Annotated in this window: 29 protein-coding genes and 1 tRNA gene; 8 read left to right on the plus strand and 22 right to left on the minus strand. The window is 66.2% G+C overall.

The features are described 5' to 3' along the window. Positions 1–106 precede the first annotated feature (106 nt). Entirely contained in the window at positions 107–682 is a 576-nt protein-coding gene (gene dcd / locus ACQPZP_RS01780) for a dCTP deaminase (RefSeq protein WP_433475859.1), read from the minus strand. A gap of 76 nt (positions 683–758) precedes the next feature. Here dcd and ACQPZP_RS01785 point away from each other — a divergent pair. Beyond that, positions 759–829, plus strand: a tRNA-Gly gene (locus tag ACQPZP_RS01785). Between the two features lie 352 nt (positions 830–1,181). On the opposite strand, the gene ACQPZP_RS01790 is transcribed toward ACQPZP_RS01785, so the two are convergent. From ACQPZP_RS01790 to ACQPZP_RS01815, 6 genes are all read right to left on the minus strand, one after another. Then, positions 1,182–1,400, minus strand: a complete 219-nt coding sequence (locus tag ACQPZP_RS01790; RefSeq protein WP_433475860.1) for a hypothetical protein — start codon at positions 1,398–1,400, stop codon at positions 1,182–1,184. 282 nt (positions 1,401–1,682) lie between these two features. Next, on the minus strand, positions 1,683–2,201 hold the full coding sequence (locus ACQPZP_RS01795; RefSeq protein ID WP_433475861.1) for a hypothetical protein: 519 nt from the start codon (positions 2,199–2,201) through the stop codon (positions 1,683–1,685). After that, complete coding sequence (locus ACQPZP_RS01800) at positions 2,161–2,547, minus strand: hypothetical protein (RefSeq protein WP_433475862.1); 387 nt, start codon at positions 2,545–2,547, stop codon at positions 2,161–2,163. Before ACQPZP_RS01800 ends, ACQPZP_RS01795 begins: the two co-directional genes overlap by 41 nt. 179 nt (positions 2,548–2,726) lie before the next feature. Continuing rightward, positions 2,727–3,239: a cupin domain-containing protein gene (locus tag ACQPZP_RS01805; RefSeq protein WP_433475863.1), complete on the minus strand. Its 513-nt coding sequence runs from the start codon at positions 3,237–3,239 to the stop codon at positions 2,727–2,729. 589 nt (positions 3,240–3,828) lie between these two features. Next, a complete protein-coding gene (locus tag ACQPZP_RS01810; protein WP_433475864.1) occupies positions 3,829–4,395 on the minus strand; it encodes a suppressor of fused domain protein in 567 nt (188 codons plus the stop codon). Positions 4,396–4,762: 367 nt separating this feature from the next. Continuing rightward, the gene (locus ACQPZP_RS01815) at positions 4,763–4,954 is read right to left on the minus strand and encodes a hypothetical protein (protein WP_433475865.1); all 192 of its coding nucleotides are present in this window, start codon (positions 4,952–4,954) and stop codon (positions 4,763–4,765) included. A 527-nt stretch (positions 4,955–5,481) separates the two neighbouring features. Here ACQPZP_RS01815 and ACQPZP_RS01820 point away from each other — a divergent pair. Continuing rightward, entirely contained in the window at positions 5,482–6,165 is a 684-nt protein-coding gene (locus ACQPZP_RS01820) for a pentapeptide repeat-containing protein (protein ID WP_433475866.1), read from the plus strand. On the opposite strand, the gene ACQPZP_RS01825 is transcribed toward ACQPZP_RS01820, so the two are convergent. The 9 genes from ACQPZP_RS01825 to ACQPZP_RS01865 all read right to left on the minus strand — a co-directional run bounded on the left by ACQPZP_RS01825 (position 6,162) and on the right by ACQPZP_RS01865 (position 14,689). After that, a complete protein-coding gene (locus tag ACQPZP_RS01825; protein WP_433475867.1) occupies positions 6,162–6,332 on the minus strand; it encodes a hypothetical protein in 171 nt (56 codons plus the stop codon). The genes ACQPZP_RS01820 and ACQPZP_RS01825 overlap by 4 nt on opposite strands. Before the next feature lie 381 nt (positions 6,333–6,713). Then, a complete protein-coding gene (locus tag ACQPZP_RS01830; protein WP_433475868.1) occupies positions 6,714–6,920 on the minus strand; it encodes a hypothetical protein in 207 nt (68 codons plus the stop codon). A 394-nt stretch (positions 6,921–7,314) separates the two neighbouring features. After that, complete coding sequence (locus ACQPZP_RS01835; RefSeq protein WP_433475869.1) at positions 7,315–8,610, minus strand: MFS transporter; 1,296 nt, start codon at positions 8,608–8,610, stop codon at positions 7,315–7,317. A 467-nt stretch (positions 8,611–9,077) separates the two neighbouring features. After that, positions 9,078–9,494: a hypothetical protein gene (locus ACQPZP_RS01840; protein WP_433475870.1), complete on the minus strand. Its 417-nt coding sequence runs from the start codon at positions 9,492–9,494 to the stop codon at positions 9,078–9,080. Beyond that, on the minus strand, positions 9,434–10,045 hold the full coding sequence (locus ACQPZP_RS01845; RefSeq protein ID WP_433475871.1) for a hypothetical protein: 612 nt from the start codon (positions 10,043–10,045) through the stop codon (positions 9,434–9,436). Before ACQPZP_RS01845 ends, ACQPZP_RS01840 begins: the two co-directional genes overlap by 61 nt. 564 nt (positions 10,046–10,609) lie before the next feature. Then, positions 10,610–11,860: an alpha/beta fold hydrolase gene (locus tag ACQPZP_RS01850; RefSeq protein WP_433475872.1), complete on the minus strand. Its 1,251-nt coding sequence runs from the start codon at positions 11,858–11,860 to the stop codon at positions 10,610–10,612. A gap of 57 nt (positions 11,861–11,917) precedes the next feature. Next, positions 11,918–12,943, minus strand: coding sequence for an aldo/keto reductase (locus ACQPZP_RS01855; RefSeq protein WP_433475873.1), 1,026 nt, complete (start codon positions 12,941–12,943; stop codon positions 11,918–11,920). Continuing rightward, positions 12,943–13,833: an alpha/beta hydrolase gene (locus ACQPZP_RS01860; RefSeq protein ID WP_433475874.1), complete on the minus strand. Its 891-nt coding sequence runs from the start codon at positions 13,831–13,833 to the stop codon at positions 12,943–12,945. Before ACQPZP_RS01860 ends, ACQPZP_RS01855 begins: the two co-directional genes overlap by 1 nt. Positions 13,834–14,083: 250 nt before the next feature. Then, the gene (locus tag ACQPZP_RS01865; RefSeq protein WP_433475875.1) at positions 14,084–14,689 is read right to left on the minus strand and encodes a response regulator transcription factor; all 606 of its coding nucleotides are present in this window, start codon (positions 14,687–14,689) and stop codon (positions 14,084–14,086) included. A gap of 68 nt (positions 14,690–14,757) precedes the next feature. Here ACQPZP_RS01865 and ACQPZP_RS01870 point away from each other — a divergent pair, with 68 nt between their 5' ends. From ACQPZP_RS01870 to ACQPZP_RS01885, 4 genes are all read left to right on the plus strand, one after another. Beyond that, positions 14,758–16,740 carry a sensor histidine kinase gene (locus ACQPZP_RS01870; RefSeq protein ID WP_433475876.1) on the plus strand — a complete coding sequence of 661 codons (1,983 nt, stop codon included), beginning with the start codon at positions 14,758–14,760 and terminating at the stop codon, positions 16,738–16,740. 169 nt (positions 16,741–16,909) lie between these two features. Further along, a complete protein-coding gene (locus ACQPZP_RS01875; protein ID WP_433475877.1) occupies positions 16,910–17,215 on the plus strand; it encodes an SCO4225 family membrane protein in 306 nt (101 codons plus the stop codon). 442 nt (positions 17,216–17,657) lie between these two features. Next, positions 17,658–17,855 (plus strand): hypothetical protein, encoded by a 198-nt coding sequence (locus ACQPZP_RS01880; RefSeq protein WP_433475878.1) that lies wholly within the window; start codon positions 17,658–17,660, stop codon positions 17,853–17,855. A 39-nt stretch (positions 17,856–17,894) separates the two neighbouring features. Then, the gene (locus tag ACQPZP_RS01885; protein WP_433475879.1) at positions 17,895–18,053 is read left to right on the plus strand and encodes a hypothetical protein; all 159 of its coding nucleotides are present in this window, start codon (positions 17,895–17,897) and stop codon (positions 18,051–18,053) included. Between the two features lie 1,427 nt (positions 18,054–19,480). On the opposite strand, the gene ACQPZP_RS01890 is transcribed toward ACQPZP_RS01885, so the two are convergent. After that, complete coding sequence (locus tag ACQPZP_RS01890) at positions 19,481–20,557, minus strand: LLM class flavin-dependent oxidoreductase (RefSeq protein ID WP_433475880.1); 1,077 nt, start codon at positions 20,555–20,557, stop codon at positions 19,481–19,483. A 267-nt stretch (positions 20,558–20,824) separates the two neighbouring features. On the opposite strand from ACQPZP_RS01890, the gene ACQPZP_RS01895 reads away from it, so the two are divergent. Further along, positions 20,825–21,259, plus strand: coding sequence for a hypothetical protein (locus ACQPZP_RS01895; RefSeq protein ID WP_433475881.1), 435 nt, complete (start codon positions 20,825–20,827; stop codon positions 21,257–21,259). 471 nt (positions 21,260–21,730) lie between these two features. On the opposite strand, the gene ACQPZP_RS01900 is transcribed toward ACQPZP_RS01895, so the two are convergent. The 3 genes from ACQPZP_RS01900 to ACQPZP_RS01910 form a co-directional block, all read right to left on the minus strand. Further along, positions 21,731–21,940 (minus strand): hypothetical protein, encoded by a 210-nt coding sequence (locus ACQPZP_RS01900; RefSeq protein WP_433475882.1) that lies wholly within the window; start codon positions 21,938–21,940, stop codon positions 21,731–21,733. Positions 21,941–22,050: 110 nt separating this feature from the next. After that, the gene (locus ACQPZP_RS01905) at positions 22,051–22,494 is read right to left on the minus strand and encodes a DUF6210 family protein (RefSeq protein WP_433475883.1); all 444 of its coding nucleotides are present in this window, start codon (positions 22,492–22,494) and stop codon (positions 22,051–22,053) included. Between the two features lie 659 nt (positions 22,495–23,153). Continuing rightward, complete coding sequence (locus ACQPZP_RS01910) at positions 23,154–23,954, minus strand: pentapeptide repeat-containing protein (protein ID WP_433475884.1); 801 nt, start codon at positions 23,952–23,954, stop codon at positions 23,154–23,156. Positions 23,955–24,634: 680 nt separating this feature from the next. Here ACQPZP_RS01910 and ACQPZP_RS01915 point away from each other — a divergent pair. Then, positions 24,635–25,192 (plus strand): dihydrofolate reductase family protein, encoded by a 558-nt coding sequence (locus tag ACQPZP_RS01915; RefSeq protein WP_433475885.1) that lies wholly within the window; start codon positions 24,635–24,637, stop codon positions 25,190–25,192. 358 nt (positions 25,193–25,550) lie between these two features. On the opposite strand, the gene ACQPZP_RS01920 is transcribed toward ACQPZP_RS01915, so the two are convergent. Then, positions 25,551–26,009: a hypothetical protein gene (locus ACQPZP_RS01920; protein ID WP_433475886.1), complete on the minus strand. Its 459-nt coding sequence runs from the start codon at positions 26,007–26,009 to the stop codon at positions 25,551–25,553. A gap of 435 nt (positions 26,010–26,444) precedes the next feature. Next, on the minus strand, positions 26,445–26,906 hold the full coding sequence (locus ACQPZP_RS01925; protein WP_433475887.1) for a hypothetical protein: 462 nt from the start codon (positions 26,904–26,906) through the stop codon (positions 26,445–26,447). Positions 26,907–26,918 lie beyond the last annotated feature (12 nt).

The raw sequence follows: 26,918 nt of genomic DNA on the forward strand, positions 1-26,918 counted from the left end.
AGAGCGTGTCAACCAGACGCCAAAGCCATGCGTCGCCCGAAACTACCCGTCCGGAGAACATGTTTCATCTTTTGGTGAGTTCCGTCACGTTCGGGTTACGAACCGACTACACCTTCGTGCGGTGAAAGTTCTGGTACGACCGGGACGGCGTCGGCCCCCGCTGGTCCTGGTACCGCGACCCGTACTTCGCCGACCCGTAGGGGTACTCCGCCGGTGAGCTCGTCCGGAACAGGCACATCTGCCCGATCTTCATCCCCGGCCACAACTTGATCGGCAGCGTCGCCACGTTCGACAGCTCCAGCGTCACGTGCCCGCCGAAACCCGGATCGATCCACCCCGCCGTCGAGTGCGTCAGCAGCCCCAGCCTGCCGAGGCTCGACTTCCCCTCCAGCCGCGCGGCCAGATCGTCCGGCAACCCGAACACCTCATAGGTGGACGCGAGCACGAACTCCCCGGGATGCAGGACGAACGCCTCCTCGGCCTCGACCTCCACCAGCCGCGTCAGATCCGGCTGCTCCACCGCCGGATCGATGTGCGGATACCTGTGGTTCTCGAACACCCGGAAGTACCGGTCCAGCCGCACGTCCACACTGGACGGCTGAACCATCCCCGGCTCATACGGGTCGATCTTCACCCGCCCAGACTCGAGCTCGGCCCTGATGTCGCGATCGGAGAGCAGCACCCCAGAAAGCTATCCCACCCACGCCCCACCGCCGATCCGGTACAGTGTCCAAAGCACGGCGCCCTCAGCGCCCCACGCGGGTGTAGTTCAATGGTAGAACTTCAGCTTCCCAAGCTGACAGCGCGGGTTCGATTCCCGTCACCCGCTCCCACCGCGAAGGCCCAGGTCAGGGTATGAATCCCCAACCTGGGCCTTGATCGTTTCCGGAGCCCTACACGGGCCCTCGTGCCATTAGGCCACCGGCACCAGGACACCGTCCGAACCGTCGTCATCTTGCTTCCGTTCGGCCTGGACGAGCGCGTCAAGCCCATCCGCGATGGCACGGTCACCCGACCCATGTCCAAGAACATGCGGCTGGCGGTGAGGCGCCGACATCGGGAACTCCAGGCCCCGGCCGGTCCAGGACTCTAGGCGGCCGAGCCGGGAACCTGATCAGTAGCAATAGAGTCAGCCCTCCCGAAAGGAGGGCTGCGGGTAAGGGCCACCGTGAAATGACCTTCTAGTAAAACGTCTCCTCCGTCACTCGGACGAACGAAGCGTGGAACTCCTTGTCGCTGTTCAGACGCACTGGCGGAGGGCTGGTAATGAGGCCGACGACCTTTGCCTGGAGCTTACGCACGCGACCGTCATCAAACAGTCGCTCGGCAGCTTCCAACGCCTTGGCGTGGATGTCTCCCAGAGAGTTTCCAGTGACGTCGTGAATTTCGAGCTCACACATTTTTCTGTCTCCATCTAGTTTGTAGGGGTTTGTTTGTAGGTACTTCCAGCGCGACTCTAACAGACACTGGTGTCTGTATGACAGGGTGTGGTCCCACGGGCGAGGCGCGCAGCGACCGACACAGGCGCGCGTTCAGGGGGCTGAGGTGGGTTGCGTGGTTGGGGGCGATCGCTGCCGCGCGGCTTCCGGTGCTCGGGCCGTGGCCGGCCCTGCGCTCCGGGTCCGCTTGCCCTCGGATGATTCGGGTGCCGTCGCCGTTCTGATCAGGCCGAGGGGCGCAGGTCAGCGGCTACGGCGCCGTGCCATTAGCGTGCCATTAGGGGCGGTCATTAAGGGGTACTCACGGTCACTTGCGGAGCGGACGAACGCCAGGTCAGAGTTGGTGACAGCCGAGTTCGCAATGGTTCCCAAGCTGACAGCGCGGGTTCGATTCCCGTGACCCGCTCCCACCACGAAGGCCCAGATCAGGGAACGAATCCCAGCCTGGGCCTTGATCGTTTTCAGGGCTCGCTGGCCCGCGTGTAGCGTGCCATGAGGCCACCGGCACCAGCGCCTCGGCCGCGCCGTCGTCGCCTTCGTCGTCTTGGCCCTGCTCGGCCTGGACCAGCGCATCGAGACCATCGGCAATGGCGCGGTCGCCTTGGCCGACTTGTGTTGGTACCGCAGCGCGGCGCGCTCGTTGTCGTGGCGCATGCGGGCCATCAGGTTCTTGGTCGAGACGCCCATGTCGGCCGCGAGCTGGTTGCCCGTGTGCCGGTGGTCATGGTAGTGCAGGTTCGGAACACCGAGCGCCTTGACCACGTGCTTCCAGTTGGTGACCTTGTTGAAATCCGCTACGGCGGAGCGGCCCGCCCTTGATGCCTGTGAAGACCAGGGCGTGAGCCTCCTCGTTCGTGTACTTGCCCAGGTGGGTGACCAGGTCGGGGGCGATCGTGGCCGGGATCGAGACTGTTCGCACGCCCGCCTTGGACTTGGGAGGCCCGAGCAGCATTCGCCCGTTGGCTTGTTCGACGTAGGCCGCCCGAACCCTGACGGTTCGCGCGGTCAGGTCGAGATCGCAGCGGCGAAGCGCAGTGATCTTGCCCCACCGCAGGCTTGCGAGGGCAGCGAGGAGGATGAACGCGCGTAGCCGTTCGTCCCTGATCACGTCCGCATGCCCGTCCTCAGCCAGGACAGGACGCTCGGGAGCTTCCTCGGACTTCTCTCCCGGCTTCTTTGGCGCGTTTCGCCTGGTAGGAAGGCTCTTTGGGTGCTGGTGGCGGGTGCAGTTCGAGCTGGATCTAGGGATGCCGGCACTCGGGATGCTCACCGTTTGCGCGGGAACTTCTAGTCCGCGGGCGGGCGGCTCTTGCGGGCGGTCTGCCAGGGCTCGCTGTCCAGCAGGTGGACGTCGTATTGTTCCTGTACCGGACGCAGGCTGTCCGGGGAGTCCTGTCCTTCGGCGACGCGCTGCAGCATTCGAAAGTAGTCGAAGCGCTGGACGCCTGGTGTGATCCCTATCAGTAGGTCGGTGTCGGCACCTCGCGCCGCTCCGAAGGCATGCGGCAGGCCCGGCGGGATCACCAGGAAGTCTCCTTTGTGGAGGGACTGGATCCCTTCGCCGAGGAGGAACTCGGCCGCGCCGTCGAGGATGTAGAAGAACTCTGACGAGCGCAGGTGACGATGCGGCAGCGCACCGTCGGCGCCGTCAACGAGAGTGAGACGGCTGGCGCTCAACGCCGCGCCGGTATCCTCGCTGTCAATCAGGAGCCCGAACCCCCCGCCAGAGGGCAGGCCGAGGATCTTCGCCTCGCCAGCCCGGACGAGCAGTGCGCTTCCGGATCGGGGTGTGCTGGTCATCAAAGTCTCCCGGAGCTCGTGGACAGCCCTCTGACCCTGCTGCCCCCAGCACGCGGTTCTATTCCTGCTGGTCAGGGCTCCGGTCTCTTCCGCACTGCTGCTGATCTGGGCTGGCATGCCGACGGCACGGCTTGGCTGATGCGCAGGTCGTCAGAGACCGATCGGCCGTCCAGGCACTCACGAGAGAACCCGTCCAGGCACCCACGGAGAACTTCGCCCGCGCCGCCGCGAGGTTCGCCGAGATCAACGGCATGGCACTGTGCGATTAGCGTGCAATTAAGGGCAGTGATCAGGGGTCGATCACGGTCACTCGCGGGACGGTTGGAGGCCAGGTCAGCGGCCCTATCGGGGTGGACTGGACTGATTCCCAAGCTGACAGCCGAGCCGAGAGCAGGCCAGCACGGCCGGCGAAGGCCCTCTTGCCGCGTTGGCGAGACCCGACATCTGCTCGTCTCGGCGATGGGCATTAGTACGGCAGTCCGAGTTCGTGATCTCGCTATCGCCGGTTGAGGCGGGTTTGGCAATGCCTCAAACCGTGCGTTTGATGACGGCGCTCGCCGCCGTGATTTTGCCGCCCTGTCGCGCGAGCTCAGACGGCCGACTTCCGGTGAAGGTCGAGGATGTCGGTGCGGTTGAGTCGCCAGACCTCCATCAGGCCGTGGAAGCCGTCCTTCTCGTCCAGGACGAAGCGGAACTCGAGGTCGGTCATCGGCAGGACCGTGATGAACCTGAGCACGGCCTCGCCGTCGGCGTTGTGGAAGTGGTCGAACTCATGCGGTAGGTAGGGGTGCGTGGAGTAGGCGAGACTGGAGATCTGGGTCTCAGGGATCAGTGGCTCCGCATTCCGGTATCCACCCCCGTACCTGTGCCCCTTTCCGTTCTTCAGAGCACTCGTGGCGGCGAAGTGGACGAGGTAACTCGCCTCCTGCTCTTGGCCCGGACGGGCGGAGCACACGATCTCTTCGGGGATCTGGAACTCCAGGTCCTGGAACCGGAGGCCGGTGCTGGCCGCGGACACCATGTCGTGCTCGGGGTGGCGGTGGAAGCCGATCGCGAAGCCGCGGTTGTACCCAAGGACGTCCGGCGGCTCGGCATGGGTAACTGGACCGAGGTAGCTTTCGGCGTGGCCCAGGAGGCCCTCGTAGGGGGACGTCATCCCGGTACTCTAATTCCGACTGTGACGAGCGTGCGTGACTGGGGAACCCGTGGTTCCCCAGTCCCCTCCTGGACCCGGAGCACTCGTTCGCGCGAAACGGCCTGTCACGGGGTGGGCACCGCACGCGCGACGAGAACCCTGGAACGTCGTGCGCCTGTGCGGGAGACCGCTGTGTCAGGCGGACCTTCCTCGGGCGGAGGCCAGGTCAGCCGCTGTGACGGCCGGGATCGGTTTGGTTCCCAAGCTGACAGCGCGGGTTCGATTCCGTCACCCGCTCCCACACGAAGGCCCAGGCCAGGGACATGATCCCCGAACCTGGGCCTTGATCGTTTCTGGCTCAGAACGCCGCCGTGCAATTAACGTGCAATTAGGCCACCGGGACCAGTGATCCCGCCGCCCCGTCGTCTCCGTTCCGCTTCTGGTCGGCCTGGACGAGCGCGTCCAGCCCGTCCGCGATGGCACGGTCGCCCTCGGCCGATCGGTGCTGGTACCGCAGCGCGGCCCGCTCGTCGTCGTGCCCATGCGCGCCATCGGGTTCCGCTTGACGACGTGGCTCCACCGGGTGAGCTTGTTGAAGCCGCTGCGCCGCAGCGGCCCGCCCTTGATGCCGGTGAAGACGAGGGCATCAGCGCCCGCCTGACGTTCTTGTCCATGTGGGCGACCAGGTTGGGAACGATCGCGGACGGGACGGAGATAGTGCGCATGCCCGCTCGCGACTTGGTGGCACCGAGGATCATTTCCCCGTTGGCCCGCTCGACGTAGGCACCACGTACCCGGACGGTGCGACTCACGGTGTCGATGTCGCTGCGCCGCAGTGCCGTGACCTCGCCCCACCGCAGACTTATGAAGGTAGCGAGGTGGATGAACGCGCGTAGCCGTTCGTCCCGGATCGCGTCGGCGTGCCCGTCCTCGGTCAGCTTCCATAGCGCCCGGAAGTTGCCGACCGGGCGCACGCCGACCCGTTACCGTGCACTTGCGGCGCCGTCAGTGCGCGTGCGCAATGGGTGCTTCTTCTATCGTCATTGAGGGATTGCGATCACGGCCAGTTGCCAGCGGTCCGCACCTCGGAAGAGTAGGGTTGGAGTTGTGGCAGTCAACAACGTTCAGGCACGCACAAGGCGACTCAAAGAACCGGTAGCTCCAAAACTCCCCAAGTTGTTGGCCGAAGCGATGCCTTCCGAGGCCGAACTAGCCGATGATGGCGTGTACCTGTCCACGCGGTACGGAGCCCTCGATATGTCAGCACAGGACGTCGAAGACGTCGAGTTCGAGCGCTGCCGCTTCCAGGAGACGCGCTTTTCGGGGACGACCCTGCGGCGCGCCAGCCTTGAGGATGTCGAGTTCACATCGTGTGACCTGGCGAATCTGAGGCTTTCCGACTCGCGGATCTTTAACGCGGCGATTGACGGCAGCCGCATGACCGGTACGTCTTTGACTGAGTGCGGGCTACGAGACGTGCTGTTCAGCAGTTGCCGGGCGGATCTGTCGTCTTTTCGTTTCGGCAGGTTCAAGAACGTTGTGTTCCGCGACTGCAATCTCACAGATGCGAATTTCCAGGGTGCGGAGCTTGGCGGCGTTCGTTTTGAGCGCTGCAAGCTAACCGGGGCACAGTTCAGTAACGCCAACATGAAAGGCACCCGGCTTTCTGAATGCGACCTCAACGGGGTCAATGGCATTCAGAGCTTCCAGGGAGCAATCGTGCCCACCGCCGACGCTCAGGGTTTGCTGTTCGCCCTGGCGTCAGCGATGGGCATCGTGATCGAGGACTAGGCCCCGATGTCCGTACGGGTGAACGCTTTCTCTACTGGGCCGTAGTCGAGCGTTCGCGCGAACTCCGCCAGCTCATCCAGCAGGACCGGTTCGTACGGGGTGAAGAGGTGGCGCTTGGCCTCCAGGCCGTTGCAGCAGTCCGCGAGAGACTCCGCGAAGGCATCCATGAGAGCGCTGTGGGTAGCTCGTACAGCCCGTAGACCGCATCCAGCACGAACAGATTGAGATGGGGCATTCGTGGACCAGCGTTACCGCGAAGTCCATGTGTCCTGAGCCGTCTCCTGAAGCTCGACGAAGATGCTTTCGAAGACCTGTTTTTCCTGGAGGTACGTGCCCCAGTGGCCATCCTCGTACGTGATCGAGACCCCGGCCCGAGAGGGCGCGAGCGGCCGCATATGTGTGGGGACCTCGCGGTATGGCGTGTTGAGGGTGGGCAGGCTGGGATGGGCACCCCCACGATGCCCGGACCAGCCGCCCACCGACTCAACCGAGTGCGGGACGTTCAGAAAGTGCATGAGGGGCGCCCTCCTGTGCGGACGCGGACGGGATCAGGTCCGGCCGCCAATCATGGAAACGTTGTCGGTGGTGCGGAACCCGGCCAGGTTCCGCCGGGTGGTGGCCTGCCGCTCGTCGGTGTCGGCCGCGATGCGGGTCAGCGCCGACTCGGCGAGGTCGTGCAGCTTGGCGACGGCGGGGGACTTCTCGGACTCGGCGATCGTGACAGCGCGGGTTCGATTCCCGTCACCCGCTCCCACGCGAAGGTCCAGGCCAGTGAATCATCACTGACGCTGGGCCTCTTTTGTTCCTCGGTCACCGTGCCCGCTACGTGCCCGAGCCGACGCAGCGCCGGGCCATCGTTGTGCGCACCCGTTCCCATCGCACGTCCTAACGTAGGGTCGCTCATCTCAGGCCGCTCTGGTTGGCGATTTCATCGGCCACGTCGGCTACGACAAGCACGATGCGTCCGGGCGGGGCGGCGGCAACAGCCGCAACGGGACACGGCCAAGAGCGTGCTCACCGGCGTCGGCCCTGTCGAGATCAAGGCTGCTGACATTGCACCCAAATGGGCAGGGCCCGGCTGACGCCGGGCCCTTAATCGAGAGCACTCGTTGAGTGTGAGTTGCTGGCACAATGTGCCGGCGGTGTTGTTCAGGTCCGCGCCTCTGCTTTGCGTGTGGCCACCGGCGCCATGAAAGCGACGGTGCCCACCACCGAGACCAGGGACGCGAATCCGCCGGTGATCAGGGTCGAACGTGGCCCGAAGGTCTCGGCCAGCCAGCCGATCAGGGGAAAGCCGATCGGGCCGCTCCCGGTGAACACCAGCAAGTACAGGCCCATCACTCTGCCGCGCATCTCGTCTGGAGCGCGCAGCTGCGTGATCGAGTAGGCCGTTGTGGTGTACGCCGTCATCGCCATGCCCGTCGGTAGCTGCATGACCGCGAACGCCCAATAGTTCGGCATCAGTCCGGTCGCGAAAACGAGTACCGAGAAGGCTGCCGCTGTGACCAGCATGACCCGCATACTCGGCTGCCTCTGGCGGGCGGAGAGCAGCGAGCCGATCAGCCCGCCGACGGCCATCATCGCCGTGACAACGCCGAATGACGAGGCTTCGGTATGGAAGACCTCTCGGCTCATCAGGGCATCGGTCACCGCGAAGTTCATGCCGAACGCGGAGACCAACAGCAAGATGGTCATCAGCATGACCAGGTCGCGGTCCTTCCGGACGTAGCGCAGGCCCTCGCGCAGCTGGCCCTTTGCCCGTGGCACCGGATCCCTGTCATACAACTCGTCCTCACGCATGAGGTAGAGCATGAGTTCCATGACGCCGAACGACGCGGCATTGATGAGGAAAATCGGACCAGTGCCGACGGCGGCGATCAGTACGCCGGCGACGGCTGGGCCGACAATCTTCGTCATGCTGACTGTCGCGCTGTTCAGGCCGGCGGCGTTGGACACGTCACCGGGCCCCACCACCTCGTAGGTGAACGCGCTCCAGGCCGGCCGGTTCAGCGCTAGGACCAGGCCGAGACCGAACGCCAGAGCGTACACCTCCAACACCCTGATCGAACCGGTGACGGTGAGCAGGCCGAGCACCAGCGCGAGCGTGCCCATCGCCGCCTGGCTGATCATGAGGATGCGCCGCTTGGGGAACCGGTCGACCAGGACGCTGGCGTACAGGCCGAACAGCACCACCGGCAGTAGTTGCAGGCCGGCCGTGATGCCGACTGCAGTACCGCTGCCATGCGTCAGGTCCAGCACCAGCCAGAGCTGGGCAGTCACCTGCATCCAGCTGCCGGTACCGGAGATGATCTGACCTGGCATGAGCAGCTGGTAGTTGCGATGGTTCCGCAGCGAGCGGAACAGATGCGGAGCCGCTTCGGGATCGCCGCCTGGCGGGCCCCCGCTTGCGGAGTCAGCTCCATCCGCGCCCGAAATATTGGACATTATTTTTCCTCCTTTCGTTTGTGTGGTCTTGCCGTGGCGCCTTTGAACGCCACGGCAAAGACTGTCGGCGCAACCCAGCGCACGGCAAGCCAGAGGACAGACCAAAATAGATCGGCGGTCTTCTCCCGAACACGTCCCTTGGGCCAAGGCGGGGGGTTCTGTACAGGTCACGGTGTGTACACGCCGCCCGGCCGCCGCCCGGACACGCCCGCTGAGTTAGGAGAAGAGCCGTCCCGTGGATGTGGTGCGGGACGCGGACCCGAGTATGGGGGAGCGGCTCAGCCGGACGCGGTCCCTCCTTGAGTTTTTGTGCGCCCGGATGGTCTTGGTCATCAGCGCGCCGACTGAGTCCGGATGGATCGGGTCACCCCACCCGGTAGCGAATACGTAGCCGTCTTCCGTGGCCCGCCACTTCTCGCCGACGAGGAACTCCTCGTGATCGGCTGCGGGCCGATGGCGGGACATGTTCAGGTCGGCTGTGGCGGCGCTTTGGTGGCCCGTTTGGCGAGCAGGCCTGCCAGCGACATGACGAGCAGTCCGATTCCCACACCGCACAACGTCCACAGCACCCGGTAGCCCTCGGCCGAACAGTCGGAGGGCTGCGGAAGATCCACCAGGATGAGCACTCCCGCGGCGATGGCCGCACTGTAGAGCGTGTAATTCCAGAACCGAATCCCTGCCCCGTGCATGAACAACACGAGCGCCACCACTTCGAGTCCACGCTCCACCGCGAACAGCCTCAGTCCATCTTCGCCTGTGGGCACCAGCAGCAGCAGTGCGGCCGCGGCGGTGCCGATCAAGGCGACGGTAAGGCACTGCGCGGCTATGAGCGTGCCTGCTCCAGGCTCGGCTTCATCGCGATCATGGTCGCGCGGGTCAGCCACCAGACGACCGTCACCGCGATCCACAGTGCTGCCCCGCCGGTCCAGGCCAGCACCTGCGCCCAGACGTAGCTGGTGATGTGGGCGTGTTGATGGAGGTTGAACCCGAGTCCGAGGGTGACGATGAACCAGATGTTGAGAAGCAGGGCGTTGACGAATCTGCGCACTCCGAATGCGACGGCCAGTCCGGCCACCAGCGTGACCCCGAAGGCCGCAAGCGCCGACCAGCCCCAGGCTTCTGCCCCGATTCCAAACCCCAGCGCGGTCACCGCTGCGCCGATCAGCGCAAAGACGGAGATGCGCGACACGCGATCCCTGTAGCCGCCGCCCGGGTCGCATACCGCCGCGAACAGCAGGCCGACCAACGCGCTGAGAAGATACTGCTCGTGCCCGATCGCCCAGATGACGAACAGCGGCACCAGCCCGACGTCCAGGAGCACCACTGCCCGCCGCCAGTTGACGCCCGCGGGGTTGGGTTCGAACACCTTCGGCAGCCGGCTCATGACCTTCCGGCCGTGAACAGGCCGCCCTTCTCGTTCGGCTGCCCTGGCCATGGCCGCCCCCTGTTCGCCCGCCGCCGGGTGTGCCGCTCCAAGTTCCTGACCTTCTAGGGGTACTGCTGGTGCACTCCGCCCGAGCACCGCCCCGTCTTCCCAAATCAGCGTTGTCTACGATCAGCGGTCCGTCCTTGCGGTTCGACCACCACCCGCACGTGGTTCTACCTGGGCTGCAACGTCCGACTCGTCGCGCCCGCTTCTTGTGATCAGATGCTCACTGCCGGCTTCCACCGTTCGGGATCCAGAGCGCGGCTGAGGTGGCTTGCGCGGTTGGAGCGATCGTTGCTGCGCGGCTCGGGCCGTGACCAGCCCTGCGCTCCGGTGCCGCTTGCCACCGGGGTCTTCGGGTGCTCCCAAGGCGAAGGCCCAGGCCAGTGACTCATCACTGACGCTGGGCCTCTTTCGTTCCTCGGCCACCGTGCCCGCTACGTGCCCGGCCCCTTCGCCTTGCGCCGCTGCAACCCGAGAGCCTCCACCACATGACGGCAGCGCGTGACCTCGTTGAACCCGCTCCGCCGCAGAGGCCGGTGGGGCGTCGTGCGCCCCACCAAGCGGCGTACTTCAGCGGGTGGCGAAGCGGGCACCTACCCAAGCGAGGATGTCAGGCATTGCGCCGTCGTCGATGCCGGTCGCAGCGCCGTAGGTGTCGTGCTCGAGGCCGTCGTAGACGCGGTAAGTGACCTTGGAGCCCGCACGGCGGAGTCCGGCGGCGACCTCGGCGTTGACCGATGCGGGGGTGACGGTGTCCGCGCCGCCCTGCAGGAACAGCACCGGGCCTGCGACGCGCTGCCGGCCGAGGCTGTTGTCGCGCAGGTATCGGGTGAACTGCGGGTCGCTGTAGTAGCCCGGCTGGACCAGCGTCGACTTGGTCAGATCTCCGTACACCGCGGTGACCACGCCCAGGCAGCCGTCCCGGACGGCGTCCAGGCGGGCCAGGGCCACCGGGGTCAGCAGGTGCCCGACGTCGATCTTCGGGTTGCTGTCGGCGGCGCCCTGGGCGAGCAGCGGGGCGAACCCGCCGTACGGGAGGGTCGTGGCGACGTGGGCGGCCAGCGTAGGCAGGTCGGCTGCGGGCGAGGTGACGACGGCGCCCCGGTAGCCGGGCTCCGGGCGCTTCAGCCGGCGTTCGGCAAAGCCGAGTGCGGCACCGCCGCCCTGAGAGTGTCCCCAAAGCACCCAGTCGCCTGACAGACCGGGCACCGCCTGGCGCGCAGAGCGCACCGCCCCGGCGATGTCCTCGGCCTCGGCGGTCTTGTTCACCAGTTCCGGTCGGCCGGTTGTGCCCAGGCCTGCGTAGTCCGGGGCGACGACCACGTACCCCTGCTCCAGGAACCGGACCATCTGATCGCCGTGGTACAGGTTGCGCATCAGCGATGGCGCGCAGTCGACCCCGATACCGCTCGCGCCATGTGCGTCTACGACCACGTGCCAACCGCCCGCCGGGCGCGAGCGGTCCTGCGGCACCAGGACGATGCCGGAGACCGCCACGTCCCGGCCCCGAGAGGTACGGGAGTGGTAGAGCACGCGGATGGCCTTGACCGGCTTGTTCGCCACGACGTAGTCGGAGGTGGCCTCCGCGCGGATCAGGGCTCCGAGCGGAGCCCATGGCAGCGGGCTGGGTGCGTCGTAGAAGGGGGTGCGGGGTAGGGAGTTCTGCCGCTGCGCGGTCCAGGCCCGGTCGATCTGGCAGGCCTGGTCGCAGTCGTCGGCGTGCGCGCCGGCGGCAGGCACGGTGGTCAGGACGGCACCGACCGCGGTGGCCGCCGACAGCCGGCGGACTCTCGTCAGGAAGGCATGACGAATGGACCTCATGTGGAAATTCCTCTTCATTGCCTCAGTCGGCGGGCCGGCCGGATTGGCCGGTCAGACTCATCCGGCCTGGCGGCCGTCGACCTGCTTTCCGCTGGGCCCATAGACGAAGTCGGTCGTGGTGTCCGTGATGAATTCCATCGGGAAGCCCAATTCGATTGCGCTGGCCTCGTCCAACCGAGTCACCGCCTCTTCGGGTAGTTCCAAATCGATCGCGGTGAGATTGTCAGTCAACTGGTCCAGATTGCGGGCGCCGAGGATCGGGTGGATCGAGGGCCGGCGTGCTCGCGTCCAGGCGATGGCGACCTGCGAGGAGGACGCACCGAGTTCGTCGGCCACGGCGTCCACTGTGCGCGCGATGGTCAGGTCGTGTTCGGAGACGGTGGAGCGGCCGACCCGGGAGGGGCCGTCGGCGCTGGACCGGGTGAACTTGCCCGACAGGACGCCGGCGCCGAGCGGCGACCACGCGGCCACCGACAGCTCCAGAGCCGCGGCCATGGGCAGCAGTTCCCGTTCGATGTCGCGCTGGATGAGGCTGTAGGGCAGTTGGAGACCGGCGAACGGCGTCCACCCGCGGAACTCTGCGATGGTGTTGGCGCGGGCGACCAGCCAGGCGGGCGCGTCGGAGATCCCGACGTACAGCACCTTGCCCGCCCGCACGAGATCGTCGAGGGCCCGCATGGTCTCCTCGATGGGAGTGCTGGGATCCCAGATGTGCACCCAAAGCAGGTCGATGTAGTCGGTGTCCAACCTTTGCAGGCTGGCCTCCACCGAACGGGCCAGGTTCTTACGGTGGTTGCCGCTCGCGTTGGGGTCGGTGCCGTCCATGGTCAGCGTGTACTTCGTGGAGAGCACGAAGCGGTCGCGGTCGGCACCGAGCAGGTCCCCGACGATCCGCTCACTGCTGCCCTCGGTGTACCGGTTGGCGGTGTCGATCACGTTCCCGCCCGCCTCCGCGTAGGCGGTGAACATCTTGCGGCACTCCTCGACGGAGGCGCCCCACCCCCAGTCCTCCCCGAAGGTCATCGTGCCCAGGAACGCTTCGGACACCCGTAGTCCGGTGCGACCGAGCAGCCGGTATCGCATCACATGCTCCTGTCGAAAAAGGAGACGGCTCGGTCGATGGCCGGCAGTACGTAGCCCTCGTCGTCGTACAACTCGATGTGGTTGCCGGTGTCCAGCAGCAGGAGTTCCTTGGGTTCGGGCGCTGCCGCGAAGGCGGCCTCGGCGTCGGTCACGGGAATGGCCTGGTCGCCGCTCCCGTGCACGATCAACAGGGGAGCGGTGACGAGCGGCAGGTAGGAGTCGACGTCCAGCGTCAGCTCCTGAAGCACCGACAGCGCGGTGCAGCGGTTCTGCCAACCGGGGCGGGCCCCTCGCTCCGTCCCGTAGTACTCGAACGGTTCCGGGCCCGGGTTCCCCGCGGGCATGCCCTCGGGATTGACCGCGGGCCAGTACTCGATCTCGCCGGTGGCGGACTGCCGCTGCGCTATCTGCGCGAACTGGGTCATCAGCGCCGCGAAGTTCGCCGCACCGAACCGATCACGGATCAGCCCGGGGTTGTTGTAGGCAGCCGCGATCAGGGCCACGGCTTTGACCCGGGGGTCGAACGCGGCGAGTTGCACCGAGTAGATCCCGCCGAGGCACACCCCGCACAGTGCGATCTTCTCCGCGTCGACCTCTGGCCGTGCGGCCAGGAAGCCGACCGCGTTGCGCAGGTCGGACACCTTCGCGGACGCGTCCTCATGCTGGCGCGGTTCGCCCTCGCTGTCGCCCCAGTTGCGGTGGTCGAAGGCCAAGGCGACATATCCGCGCTGCGCGAACCGCTCCGCGTAGTAGCCGGTGACCTGTTCCTTCACTCCGGCGAACGGGCCGGTCAGCACCACCGCGCCGCGCTCGGCTCCGGGCTCGGGCAGGTGGAGGTCACCGGTCAGCCGGTACCCGTCGGCACTGAACTCGACCTTCTCAATCGGCATCGCGAAATCCCCTTGCGCTCGTGCCAAGCCGGCGTTGCCCCTCGTAATCGACGCGTTCGACCGCACCATGCTCAGAACGCCGCGAGGCTTGCCGCCGCGGCTGTTGCCGCTGCGGAGAAGATTTTCAAGACCGACATGCCGCTCGATAGCGCGTGCATCATCTGTTGGGATGTGAATTTCTCATGGGGATCGCCTGATGCGCGAGGGCACGCTCAGCAGCGACCACCTGTTGGAGGTGCCCCTTCCGGACTCAGATCCAGCCCGCCTCGCTTGCGATCCTGATGGCGTCGACGCGGTTCCGGGCGTCCAGTTTCATCACCGTCGACGTGAGGTAATTGCGGACGGTCCCCGGTGTGAGGAAGAGGTGTTCGGCGATCTCGATTGGGGAGGCGCCCGTGGCCGACATGCGGAGCACCATCGTTTCCCGCTGCGACAGGGGGCTTGCCGGCGCCTCCAGCGCCGCGGCCGTGAGCGCCGGGTCCATCACCCGGCCGCCTGAGGCGACGATCCTTATCGCACCGGCCAGCTCGGCGGGCCGTACATCCTTGGGCAGGAATCCCGCTACCTGAGCGGCGAGCGCCCGGCGGAGCTGGCCCGGCCGGTTCAGACCCGTCAGGATCAGCACGCGGCACCCGGGCAGCCGCTCGCGGAGCTCTTCAGCGGCCGCCAAGCCGTCCACCTCAGGCAGGTCGATGTCGAGCACGGCCACGTCAGGCTGGACTTCCACTGCGGTCGGCACGATGAGCGCGCCTGTGGCGAGCTCCGCGACCACCTGGAGGTCATCTTCCAATGAGAGGAGTTCCACCAGCGCCGAACGCAGCAGCGCGACGTCCTCGGCGAGCAGAATCCTGATCACGCCGAACAGTATCTCGTCGTCCGGCCTTCCAGGGCGTTCGAGACCGGGGCGGAGTAGCGGCGAACCGCATGTGGCGACGGGATGCCGCCGCCAGTAATGTCGGCCTTCCCCCATTTTGGGATGTCAGCGGCATGGGAGACACGGTGCTGGGGATCTCGGCTGCTGCGGCGGTGGAGGACGATCCGGTAGACGACGGGTTGAACGACACCGGGGATTCGCAGATGCGCCTGGTGCGGCTGATGATGTGGACCGCACTCGGCCTGATCATGGCCAACCGACTGCTGGCAGCGCGGGAGCAGGGGCTGGCGTGGTCGGTCGCGCTCGTCACGATGGCTCCCTATCCGCCGCTGGTGGCCTTGCTGGCCGGGCCGCGTCGCCGCCGAGTCCGAGACGGCCTGCTGGTGGTTCTCGTGCTGCTGTACACGGTGCCGTTCGCCGTCGCGGGGATGCACTGGGACTGGCTGCCGTGGCCGCTGGCGGTCGCGGCGCTGTGCTCCTTCCGAGGGCGGGTGGCCTGGCCGCTGTTCGGGCTCGTCCTGGTCGCCACGGGCGTGGCCGGGATGTGGGCCGGTGACGACGTGCTGTTGGCGATCACCAGGACGCAGAAGACCGCCAACGACGGCCTGATCATCTTCGGGCTGTACGCCCTGTCGGTGATGGTGGCCAGGCTGGACGCGGCACGTGGGGATCTTGCGCGGTTGGAGCTGGTACGGGAACGGCTGAGGCTCGGCGGAGAACTGCGCACGGTCGTCGGCGCGCACTTGCGGGCGCTCCTGGAGCAGCTCGCACAAACCGTCGACGCCGAGCGGGAGGTCGTGCGGGACCGGCTCGGCGTGGCCGTGGACACCGTCCGGCAGGCGCTGGCCGACATCCGCGCGACGGCCGCCGACTACCGCATCTCGCCCCCTCTGCCGGCGCCGATCGAATCGCCGAAGGTGGCGCGCCTCACGCTCGCCGCGGTGTTCGCCTGTGATGCCTCACTCCAGCTGACCGGGTCGGTCATGGTCTACCACCGGCCATGGACGCTGCTCTTGACGGTGCCGTTGACATGTGCGGCCGGAGCGGTCCTGCTGCTGATGAAGCCGTCACGGAAGCAGATGGTCCTCCTGGGGCTGCTGCTGGGAGTCCCCGCCATGCCGTTCGGCTGGCTGGTCTGGGAACTCAGCGGCATCAGCAACATGTGGCCCTTCTTCTTCGGCCTGGTACTCACCCGCATGCGGCCACCGCGCTCCCTGTTGATCACTGGCGCCGCGGTGGCGCTGTACGTCACCTTCTTCTTCTACCCGCCGCCGTTGCCCAACCTCGCGGGGATGGCGGCGTATCTGGTATCGATCGCCATCCTCACATGGGTTTCCTACGGTCTGATCCGGCTGTCGAATCTCGTGGTCCTGCTGCACCAGACCCAGCGGGACCTGGCCCGCGAAGCGCTCACCCGCGAGCGCACCCGTGTCTCCCGTGACCTGCACGACCTGCTGTCCTTCAGCCTTTCGGCAGTGGCGCTCAAGGGCGAGCTGTGCGAGCGGCTGCTGGAGACCGACCCCGCTCGCGCCCGCGCCGAACTGGCCGCGCTGCCCGAACTGGTCGAACGTGCCCTGGCCGAACTGGACTCGGTAGCCCACGCCACCGTGGGGCTCTCCCTTGGCCAGGAACTGGCCGCGGCGTACGCCGTCCTGGACGCCGCCGGCATACAAGCCGCCATCACCGTCCAGACCGGCCCCCTGCCACCCGAGGTGGACACTGCGATGGCCGCGGTGTTGCGTGAGGCGGTCACCAATGTCGTACGACACAGCACCGCCCGAACCTGTCTCATCACGATCACCCCGGCGGGCCCGACGGTCCGACTGCGCGTCGTCAACGACGGCGCCGCCGAACCCCCGACCGCAACTCCGAAACCAGGCCCCGGCGGATCGGGACTGACCGGCTTGGCCGAACGCACCGGGGGCCGACTCAAGGCCGGATCACAAGCAGGCGGTCGCTTCGAGTTGGTCGCCGAGTTCGCCGCAGACCCCCCTCAGATCCTCCCCCAACCCGCTGCAGAGACTCCTAGGTAGCGTCGGAGCGAGTGATGGCAACGCTGACGGCAACAGCAGCGAACGACGCCGACCAGCCTGCGGTGGGCCCTGGCGGTCTCGACGACGTGGGGCCTTGGGTCTGTGTGCTCAGGGGTCTTTGAGTTGGAGTCCTCAGGCGGGGATCGTCGGCGGGGGTCAGGGTGGAGATATGACCGTTGATCGGGCCTTCAAGGGCATGGCGATCGGCTATGCCGTTCTGGTGACCGGGGTGGCCGTCGCGACGAAGATTGCTTTGCGGAATGATGCGTCGGGGATGAGTTCGATCTATCTCGTCCTGCTCACCTCGCCCACCACCCTGATCGCCTCGCCTCTCCATGACGCCGTGGAGCCGCCGGAGGGCGATCAGAACCTCATGCTCGCCATGGACGTTGTGGCCGGGTACTTCCAAGCCTCTCTGCTGTGGGGTGTCGGCCACCTGATCTCAAGGCGGAGGGCCGGCCACCGCCGAGCCTGATCAAGGGATCACGGTCACTGCGCCACCGTCCGAGCGCAACTCAGAGACGTTCACCGTTCGTCTCGCATGTGCTCTCACCGAGAGTTCTCCGGGGCGTGCGGCGTGGGCTCCGGTCCCCGGCCGTGCGCGCCCAGCCGCGCATCGGCGTGCAGTCCGGCGCGCTTGCCGGCCGCCCGGTCCGCCCGGGGTCGCGCCGCCGCCTGGACCAACGGCCGCCGTAGCGTCAATGCGCATTCGTCGACGAGCACCAGGCCGTGCCGCGTGGTTGGGAGGAAGCCAGGAAAGGAAGCAGATTCGGCGTCGGAAGCTGACACGAGCGCGGGGCAGCCAGGCGGGTTGCGGCAACGCTTTTCAGGTGGACGGTCCAGCTCAAGAACCATACAAACCGGGTGGATGGTGCTGCCCAGTTGCTGCGCTGTCCCGTCTAGTCATTGGAGTTCTGATGAACAATCTGAACGATCTGATCGCGTACCTGCTCAAGAACGGTACCGGTACCGCACTCTCTCTGACCATCTCGACCTGTGGGAGTAAGTGCGCCGAGCGAAGCGCTCTCAAAGCGGCTCGAAGCTGGGACTACCGCGTGGGTTCCCACTGGGATTCTCACTGGAACCGCGTGCAGCGCTGCTGGGACTACCGCTAGACCTTTTGGGCGATCGATCGCCACAAGGAGATGGAGCCTGTGGCGTTCGACGGCAAGCTGGCCGAAGACTGCAACGCCAAGCCGGCCCCCAGCGAAGCGGACCCCATACCCAAGGTCTGCCGCCCCACTGCGGCGGACTTCTGCAATAGCGGCCTTTCCAAACGGAGGGGCCGCGCTTTTATTCTCAAGGTTTCGTAGTGCTGGCGAGACAAGGACGATCGAACGGACGCATGTGGAATGGCTCCAGGCAGCGCCCGTGACGGTCGTTGGTGTTCGGGGATGCCTGAGTCTCCCGTCTGTCACCGTCCCGATCGGAGATCTGCCAGACCCGGGCCAGGGGGGCGCACTTCGTTCGTCCAGAAGGGCGCTCCACCTAATGGCGCCGCAACCGTTCGGGTGACACGCCCTATGGACCGGCGATCCTATAAAAGTACTACTGGCAGCCGCGCACTCCAGGATGGCGTACAAGCGCATGGTTAGGCGAGGCTGAACTTCGGCCTTGCGACTTAAATTCATCTCGTCGGGCACGCCCGCGCGAAGTCGTCTGCCGAAATCGGCTGTTATGGATCAAGGGGCGGCGGCGCGCGCCCGGTCACGCATCGGCGACGCCCCGCCGTGTCGCCTGGCCGGCGGAGGCCACGATTTCACGCCGCTGACAAGGGTCATCGTGGATTGGTCGCAGGGCCGCGGGGCTGTGGCAGCGGCTCCAGGGAACGAGCCAACTCTTCGCCTGCCCGCAGCGTCGCCTCAGCGTGGGCGACTGGGCTCTGGGACGTCACGATGGCTAGCTGGTCTGGGTCAAGACCGACCATGTGGTGGCTCTGCCGCCATGGAGCGCCTTGTTCGTTGTAGGCGAGTTCGACGGAGTTCGCATGCTGTTCGACGACGCGTTGCCCTGGTCCCACGAGGTCCGAGGGCCTGGTGATTCGCGTCCGGAGGATCGGTCCCTGGACCCAGATCAGCGACCTCTCTGGGCCCCACAGCAGGAACGGGGCGAATGGATCGCTTTCCCCGGCACACTCCAGGGTGAATCCGCTGGGCCACGTGACCGAGTACAGCTGTGTCTCAACTCGCCAGCCCGGACGGTCCGGGCCGGCCGTCACGCGCGGTTGGCCACCTTCGCCGCACCGGATCACACCAAAGTCCACCGAGTTGTCCGTGGCTTCGCCCAGGTCCGCCGGGTGTATGAACGCGAACGGCCATTCCGGGGTGACGCGAAGGCCGTATCCAGTCAGATTGATGTAGACGTCCTTTGCCACACCTGAAGTCTGCCAGTATCGCCGGGCCAACGAGCAAGTTCGCCCTACGAGTGCCTCCGAAGGGTTTGGCAGGTCACGGGTACAGCTGCTGCCGGGCCGCCGAGCGCTACCGGTGATGGTGCACTTGCGCCGTTACTAGAGCTTCGCAGTACTGGCCGCGGGCTTCGGAGCCAGCGCGGCCATGGCGCACCGGTACGGCACTGAGGTCATTGCGCTGCTCGTCGATCTGGCCCTTCCACCCTGCGGCAAGCACTGCGGATCGCGGCGCGTGGGCTTGCAGAGCCATGTGCGAGTAGACGTGCAGAGTTGATCAGCGAGACCCCGCTAACCGATCTGTCTTATTCAGCGGAACGGGTTCGGGTCCGCTCAGGTTAGGAGTTTGGCTAGCTGGGCCATCTCGGTGGGTGGGTCGATCACCGGCTGGATGAGCAGTTCGTCGATGCCGGCTTGTTGCAGGGTGGTGATGCGGGCGCGGAGGTCGTCGCGGGTGCCGACCAAGGCCAGGGTGTTCATCAGCGAGGGCAGGATCAGGTCGCGGTCCTGTGGTGCGATGCGTCCGAGGTAGTTGGGGTAGAGCTTGGTGTGCCGGTCGGGTGCGTCGGCGGTGGTGCCGCGCCGGTCCAGCAGTCGCTGCACCGTCTGGCGTTCGGCGGGGCCCAGCTGGTCGGCGAAGGCGGGTGTGTCGGCGGCGGTGTCGGCGGCGAAGGCCAGCAGCGACAGGACGAGGTGGCCGGTCGCGTCCCGGGCCGCGTCGCTGTGGGGGGCCTCGTCCTGGTCGAGTATGTGCAGCGCGGTGACCACATAGGAGTCCGCCCGAGGTTCCGTGAGGGAGCCGGGGGCGCGGGGTGTCGCGCGGGCGGCGTTACGGCGGGCGTCGTGCAGCGCGTGCCAGGCGGTGGGGTCCAGCAGGCCGAAGGAGATCAGGCCGGTGCCGCAGCGGCCGGCGACGGCGGCGGCCTTCGGTCCCAGCGCGGCCACGACGAACTCGATCGGGTCGGCCGTGTTCACCTGCCCTTCGGCGTGCAGGAAACGGACGTCGCGAACCCGGTCACCTTCGCGGTATTCGATGGTGCGTCCGGCGCATAGGTCCTGCAATGCGGCGGTGAAGGTCTCCAACGCGGCCGCCGTGGTCGGCCGCATGCCCAGCGTGCGCCGGGCGGTGTTTCCAGTCCCGATCCCGCAGATGATGCGGCCCGGTGCCAGCGCGTTGAGACTGGCGAATCCACTCGCGGCGGCCGGGGCCGAGCGCAGCGCCGGTGAGGTGACGCCGATGCCGAGCCTGATGCGGCTGGTGGCTTTCGCGCACAGGCTCAAGGCGACGAAGGCATCGCCGTGGACCATTGGGGTGTCGTTGACCCAGAAACTGTGCAGGCCCAACTCCTCGGCCTGTACGGCGAGGTCCTCCAGACCGGGCTGTGCGGTGACCACGACGCCTGCACGCATCGAAACCTCCAAGATACGAGGATCGCAACATGCTCAGCTTGACAGCTCACACGCTCTGCACGTTTACCCGTACTCGGCTCGGCACTTCCAGGATTGCGCCGAAAGGTGGGAAGTGTAGCACGGGAGCTTGAAGTGCCGACCTACGTGTCAGCTTCAGGATTGGCGGCTGTTTCGGTCCCGCCTTGCCCCCACTTTGACCGTCAAGAGGCTTGACGTGGACGCGAGTTGAGGCGCTGCCGTTTTTCTAGCCCCGTAACCTTCCAAGGCATGTACCGTCCGAGCGCGTGCTTCAGACGTACCGAGGCCGAGCGGCAGGATCAACTGCTCTCGTGGAACCGGGATGACGTGGCGTTTTTCGCCGCTGGAGCTTGCCACATTCTCGCGTACGCGTTCATGGAGACCTACCCGGATGCCGGGTTCCGACCCGTTGGGCTCTGGGCGCGCGAGGCGAGGGACGCCGGCCATGTCTACGTCACGGATGGCACCTGGGCTTTCGATCACGACGGGTGGACCCTGCAGTCCGAACTCCTGAGGGTCACACGCGCCGCCGAACCGCTGAGCGACCTCCGGCCGCGTCCGATCCACACGGATCTCGACACGTTCTGCGTGCGCCACCACCACCGCCCCCGGCAGTTCTTTGCATTCGATCCGTGGGAGCGGGCTCTGCGGTACATCGCCCAGTTTCCTGCCCCGGCCGGCTGACAGCCGAGCTTCTTCACCGATGATGGAAGCGTGGTCCGGCGGGAGCAGTACGAGCGGCTAGAGCGGCATCTTCGGTTAGACGGCCGCGAGCACTGAGATGACGTTCACAGAGGTGTCTACGCGCAGGCAAGGCGTCGGCCGTGTCCGCGGCTGGGGGAGAAGGACGGGCATGGAGTCGTCGGACTGGATCGAGTTAGCGGCTCCCGGCGGTGAGCGCGCGCCGCTCTGCGGATGAGGCGGCACGGCTGAGTGACATCGAGGCGACCGGCAGGCAGACGAGAAAGAACAGGCGTATCCCTGGAAGAGTTCGCGCTTCCGACCGGCGCCCCGGATGAATGGGCCGATGCAGTTCGTGATCGATTCCTTGATCCACGGTCAGGGCGGACCGCGAGGCCATGGGCATTGGGAGCAACGAGTAAAGGTCTCCTACGACGACCAGATGGACAACATCTGGGGACGCCTCGGCTCCGGCTAGAGCCTGATCTTGCCGAGGGCTCGCCAGTCCTGGAGCTGCTTTTCGTCGACCTGTCCTCCTTGGAGGGTGGCCGTGACGAGTGCGAGGGTTGCGTGGACTTGGGCTTCTTGGAGCATCATTGAACGTTCGGTTTCGTTCCTCTCGTATCGGATGTTGTCGAGGAGCTTCTCGGCTTCTCGGTAGTGTTCGGGGCCGGTCATCGCCATGGGGTGAGTGTGCCCTGAGTGTCCGGAGGACTGCCATGGGGGGTGCCGGTTACGGCCGGACGGGCTGACGGTCTGGCTCTTCTGACCAGGCTGGGGCTGTGCGCGCCGCGCTAATCGGAGTTCTGCCAGACGAGCATGCCTGGACCGTCGGCAGTGACAACGGGAATCCACGCCTCGTCCAGTTCGCGAAGACGTTCCTCATCCACGTGCAATTTCTGTGGACTGCTGAAGTTCAGGCCCTCCGACGTGGCGGCCGATCCCCAGAAGACGACCGTCGCGACTGCGCTGTGAAGCCGTTTCAGGAGATCAGCCGACCAGGAGTAGCCCTCCGCGCCGCTTCCTCGAAGATCCCGTTCGAAGATGGCTCGCAGTTCGACCAGCGCCTGATCACCCTGCACAGGCACCAAGTACCCCTCGACATGGCTGAGACGGGTCGCTGTCCCGCCGTACTGCTGCTCGTAGAAGATCCCCGTTGGGGCCTGAACGATGACGTAGAACCAGTCGCGACCTTGCGTTCCGTCCGGATCAAGGAAGACATACCTTTGATCGCTCATCCTCGGAGTCTCCTTCACCCCGTGCCCGTTGCGTGCCGGTCAGAACGGACGATCACGCTCGTGTACGGTCACTCACGGGGAGAACGCCGAGTACGCGCCCTTAACGGCCCGTTGGCACCGGCGGTGGACGGGCAATACCAGGGGCTGCCGCCCCCCTACCTCGGACCGGTGCCGAGTGTGCGACGTCGCGCGGGCGAGGACATCGCAGGTCTAGGCACGCTCAGCCGTGCGGCCCCAGCGCCCTCTACCCGAGGACGGCCCGGCCATCGGCCTGCGCGGCAACCAATGGGAAGCCCTAAAGATCACGCACGGTGGCGGTTGCTGAGCGAGATCGAAATGAGGTTCGGGCCGTCGAGGCGCGGGTTGGTCGGCACGGGTGGTTGCGCGGTTGGGGGCGATGGCTGCCATGCGGCTTCCGGTGTTCTGGCGCTGGCCGGCCTTGTGCTCCGGGTCCACTTGCCCTCGGGTGATCCAGGGTGCTGTCCGTTCCGATCAGGCCGAGGATGAGCAGTTCAGCGGCTATGGTGGCGGGCCATTGGTGGGACATTGGCCAGTGTGATCAAGGGGCTTTCACGGTCCGGACTGTTGCCCGGCGTGGGTCAACTCGACCGCCTCTGGTGATCACAGGTGACCTCAGTTCAGCAGTGCGTACAGGGATCTCACGATCGAGTCTGGTCGACACCTATGGCCCCGGTCAGGTCGGCTCCGGTCAGATCCGCTCCGGTCAGCGTTGCGCCGGAAAGGTCGGCATCCTTCAGGACGGTGTCGGCGAGGGTTGTGTGGGACAGATCGCATCTGGCGAGCGTGGCACCTTCAAGGTTGGAGCCCACGAAGCAGAACCTGCTCAGGTTCTGGCCGGCCAGGTCAGCACCCCGGAGATCGACCTTTTCCAGTTCGATGCCGGTTCCCGGCAGGATCATCGTCCGGCGGCTGAGAGCCGCCATGGCTCCTCCGATGTCATCGCGCAGTCCACCGGTATAGTTCTGCCGTTCAGCCTCTAGCTCCTCCAACGGCCGGGACGGCGGCCACGGGGCCTGCTGCCGGACGAAGCCGGCCAGCAGCGCCGCGACGTGGCCTCGATAGTGCGGGGCGGCACCGGCGATCTGCTCCATGGCGTACACACCGCCTTGTCGCGTGACCACTTCCTCGCTCGACAACTGCTCAAGGGCTTTGGTGAACAGGTCGATGAACTGGCCTTCGCGGCTGACACGTATCTGACGCAACGTCACGGCGGCCCCCAACCCGACCCCGCCCAGGGCGACCAGAGCCGCCAAGCCTTGCAGTACGGTCGCCCGTACGTCGTTCATGGCCTTCAACCGATCGGCGGCCGACAGGGCGGCCAGACCGTGCGCACCAAGGTCATGCCGGACGATCCAGCCAGGAGCAAACGCGACACACCCGCCGAGCACGACACCCACCACGATGGTGATCACAACAGTCCACGCAGCGATCCGCCTCATGCCCGTGACCGTACGAGCAGGACCGCCATCGTGGCCATGGGGCGACGAGTATCGGGGTGTGTTGGGGATTCCGTAGACAGTTGACCTGGGGAATCGTGAAGTCCGGGGTGGAGAGTTCGGTGACCGCCCGCATGCTGCGCCCGCCGCTTGGAGACACCCTGCTGATCTCGGCCCGGTACGGTCAATGGATGGATTCGGCAGAGGTCAGCAGCCGAGCATGGCGTGCGGAGGTCCGGCGTCGTCCACCGTCGAGCAGGACTGAAAGGCGCTCAGCCGCCTCATCGAGTACGACGCCGACCCGTTCGAGGTCGAGTTTTCAAAGGCGGACGGTCGCGGTGCGGGTGCCAGACCACGTATGCCTGTAAGACTCCGCCGGCCAAGCGTCGCGGCCAAGGGACGGGTGACGGGAATGCCAGGGGACCAGCTCAGCGGAGATCTGGCGGGCAATCGGCGGGCATTCGCCAGGGTGATCCACGCGCGCCCTCGTCGCGTCAGGGTCCACGCTGGTGTTCACGGCCATCGCGTTGCCTCCTTCGGATCATGTCGATGGCCCGAAGCGCGATGAGTTTTGGATGGACCGGCGGTCTGACTGTGCGAGTGATCAGCCACTGTGCACGAGTTGATCGAGCGGTGGACGCTGGGACCGTCCCGGCGGGGGAAGACACACATGGAGGCACCGGATGCGGAAGTTGATTCTGGGCTTTTACGTCTCACTCGACGGTAAGAGCGCTGACGGGGACAACGGAATCCGGGACGTCATGATGAGCATCGACGACCCCGAGCAGGAGAAGTACTTTGTCAGCCGGCTGTGGGAGGCCGGGGCCTTCCTCATGGGCCGCAACACCTACGAGGCCATGGCCGGATACTGGCCAAACTCCGACCACCCGTCCGCAAAGGCCATGAACGAGATCCCCAAGGTCGTCTTCTCCCGCACCCTCAAGTCGGCCGACGACTGGCCCGAGACCCGGATCGCCGCCGGTGACACGAGGGAAGAGATCGCCAAGCTCAAGGCCGAGCCCGGCAAGGACCTCGTCGCCGCCGGCGGCACCGAGTTCATGCACTCCCTGATCAAGCTCGGCGTGGTCGACGAGTACCGGCTCTGGGTGCTGCCCGCCGTCACCGGCAAGGGCGCGCCGCTGTTCCCCGAGCTGGATCAGGCCGTGAACCTGCGCTTGGTGAAGAGCACGGCCTTCCCGTCCGGAGTCCTCGAACTGGTGTACGTGCCAGCCGACAAGTAAGACCCGGCAAGCGACGCACAGTCGCTGGCACCGGGAGTAGGCGTAGCTCCTGACCTGGTCAAGCATTACCCCGACCGGCTCCGGCGCCACGGTTCACGGTCACACACGTCACGACCTGGGCTGACAATCCGGGGCCGCGCCGCCGTCGGCCTTGCCCTGCTCGGGCTGGACCAGCGCATCAAGGGCGCCCGCTTCGTGGTCGCCGGAGGCCGCCTGCCCCGGAGCGCCGGGCGTGCGGCCTGTTTCGTCCGGCCCCGTCTCGCGTCTCTGGGCTGGTGATCTTGCCTTGCCTCGGAAACAGCGAAATGGGGTGTTCCGGCGGGAGAGCCCGCCGGAACACCCCGGGTTTCGCTATGGCTCAGAGCCGCGGCAGCAGCACGGCCGCGGCCAAGAGGCCGGTCACGATGTAAGCCACCGTGTCGTTCTTTGCCAGCCGGCTCTTCGGGAACTTGAGCGCCAGCCGCGTTGAGCCCTTCAGCGCCAGCCACCCTGCCGGGAACATCAGCGCAGCGACGATGAGCAGGATCAGGGGGATCCTGGCCAGGTGCAGCACGACCAGGATCAGTACGACGACCGCGATGCAAATCGCCTTGTGCTTCTTCGCAAGCCACCCTGCCACGAAGGCCAGCGGGGTGGCGATGATCACGCCCCACGGGTTCCCGACCAGTGACAGCTGGAACAGGATCGCGGCGACGGCCATCACGCAGGCCGCCTTGTTGATTTTCGTCAGCCACCCTGCCGAGAACGCCGACAGGGCAACCAGGTACGCGGTGTATAGCATTTCGGGTTTCTCCTTTGTGGTGATGCCGTCAGGCATGCTTCGGAGAAGACCGTCGTGGTGTCGCCGCTAACGGCAAGTGGGATGCTCAGTCCCAGATGAGGGCCCGGGTGGTTGCGCGTGGTTGAACCAGGGCTGAGGCCGCGCCCTGGCCTCGGGCCGGGACACTCGTTCGCGCGAGAGCGGCGCGGCCATCAGGTGGACGAGGAGCCTCCGCCAGGAGCAGAGGCGCCCACGGAGACCGTTGATGCCGACGGCCCTAGCAACCCTCCTGCCAGCGGGCACAACCATCGGCGGCCAAGCCACATGCTCGACGACGACACCGGCTTTCGTTGCGTCACGTCAGCCGAGACCATGCGAGTCCTGTTCAACGTGAAGGGCCGCCAAGCAGGAACACGTCACGACGCATGCGCCGGGGGTGCGTAAGACAGGAGCAAGGGCCCGGCGGCGTGCCGCCGGGCCCTTGCGGGTGGTCTAACGGTCGATCGAGGACCAGGCCGCGATGCAGCCGATGGTCATGGTGATGGCACAACCGAAGCCGAACACACCGCCGGTGTAGATGTTGAAGAAGAGATCGCCAGGGAGGGTGCGGTCGAAGAACGCAAGACCACAGACACCCCCGACGACGATCTCGACGACGAGGTTGAGGCCCACTGTGACGGCGACGTCCATGGGGGTGAGCGCGCGGGGCCAGAGGAAGCCGACGCCGTCGACCACGTTGACGATGCCGCTGACAACGACGACGATGACGGCGCCCACGACGGCGCAGATGACAAGGGCGACGGCGCCCGAGAAGCTGAAGATGCTCTTTGGGTCGCCGTTGCTCATGATGGCGGCGCAGACGCCGGCGATGATGGCGCCCGCGATGGCAAGGACAGCGCCGATGACAACACTGCGGTTGAGGGCGGCACTGCGGATGAACATGAACTTCGTCATTGGATGACTCCC

Origin of the sequence: Spirillospora sp. CA-142024 (assembly GCF_050942325.1) — a bacterium.
Taxonomy (GTDB): domain Bacteria; phylum Actinomycetota; class Actinomycetes; order Streptosporangiales; family Streptosporangiaceae; genus Spirillospora.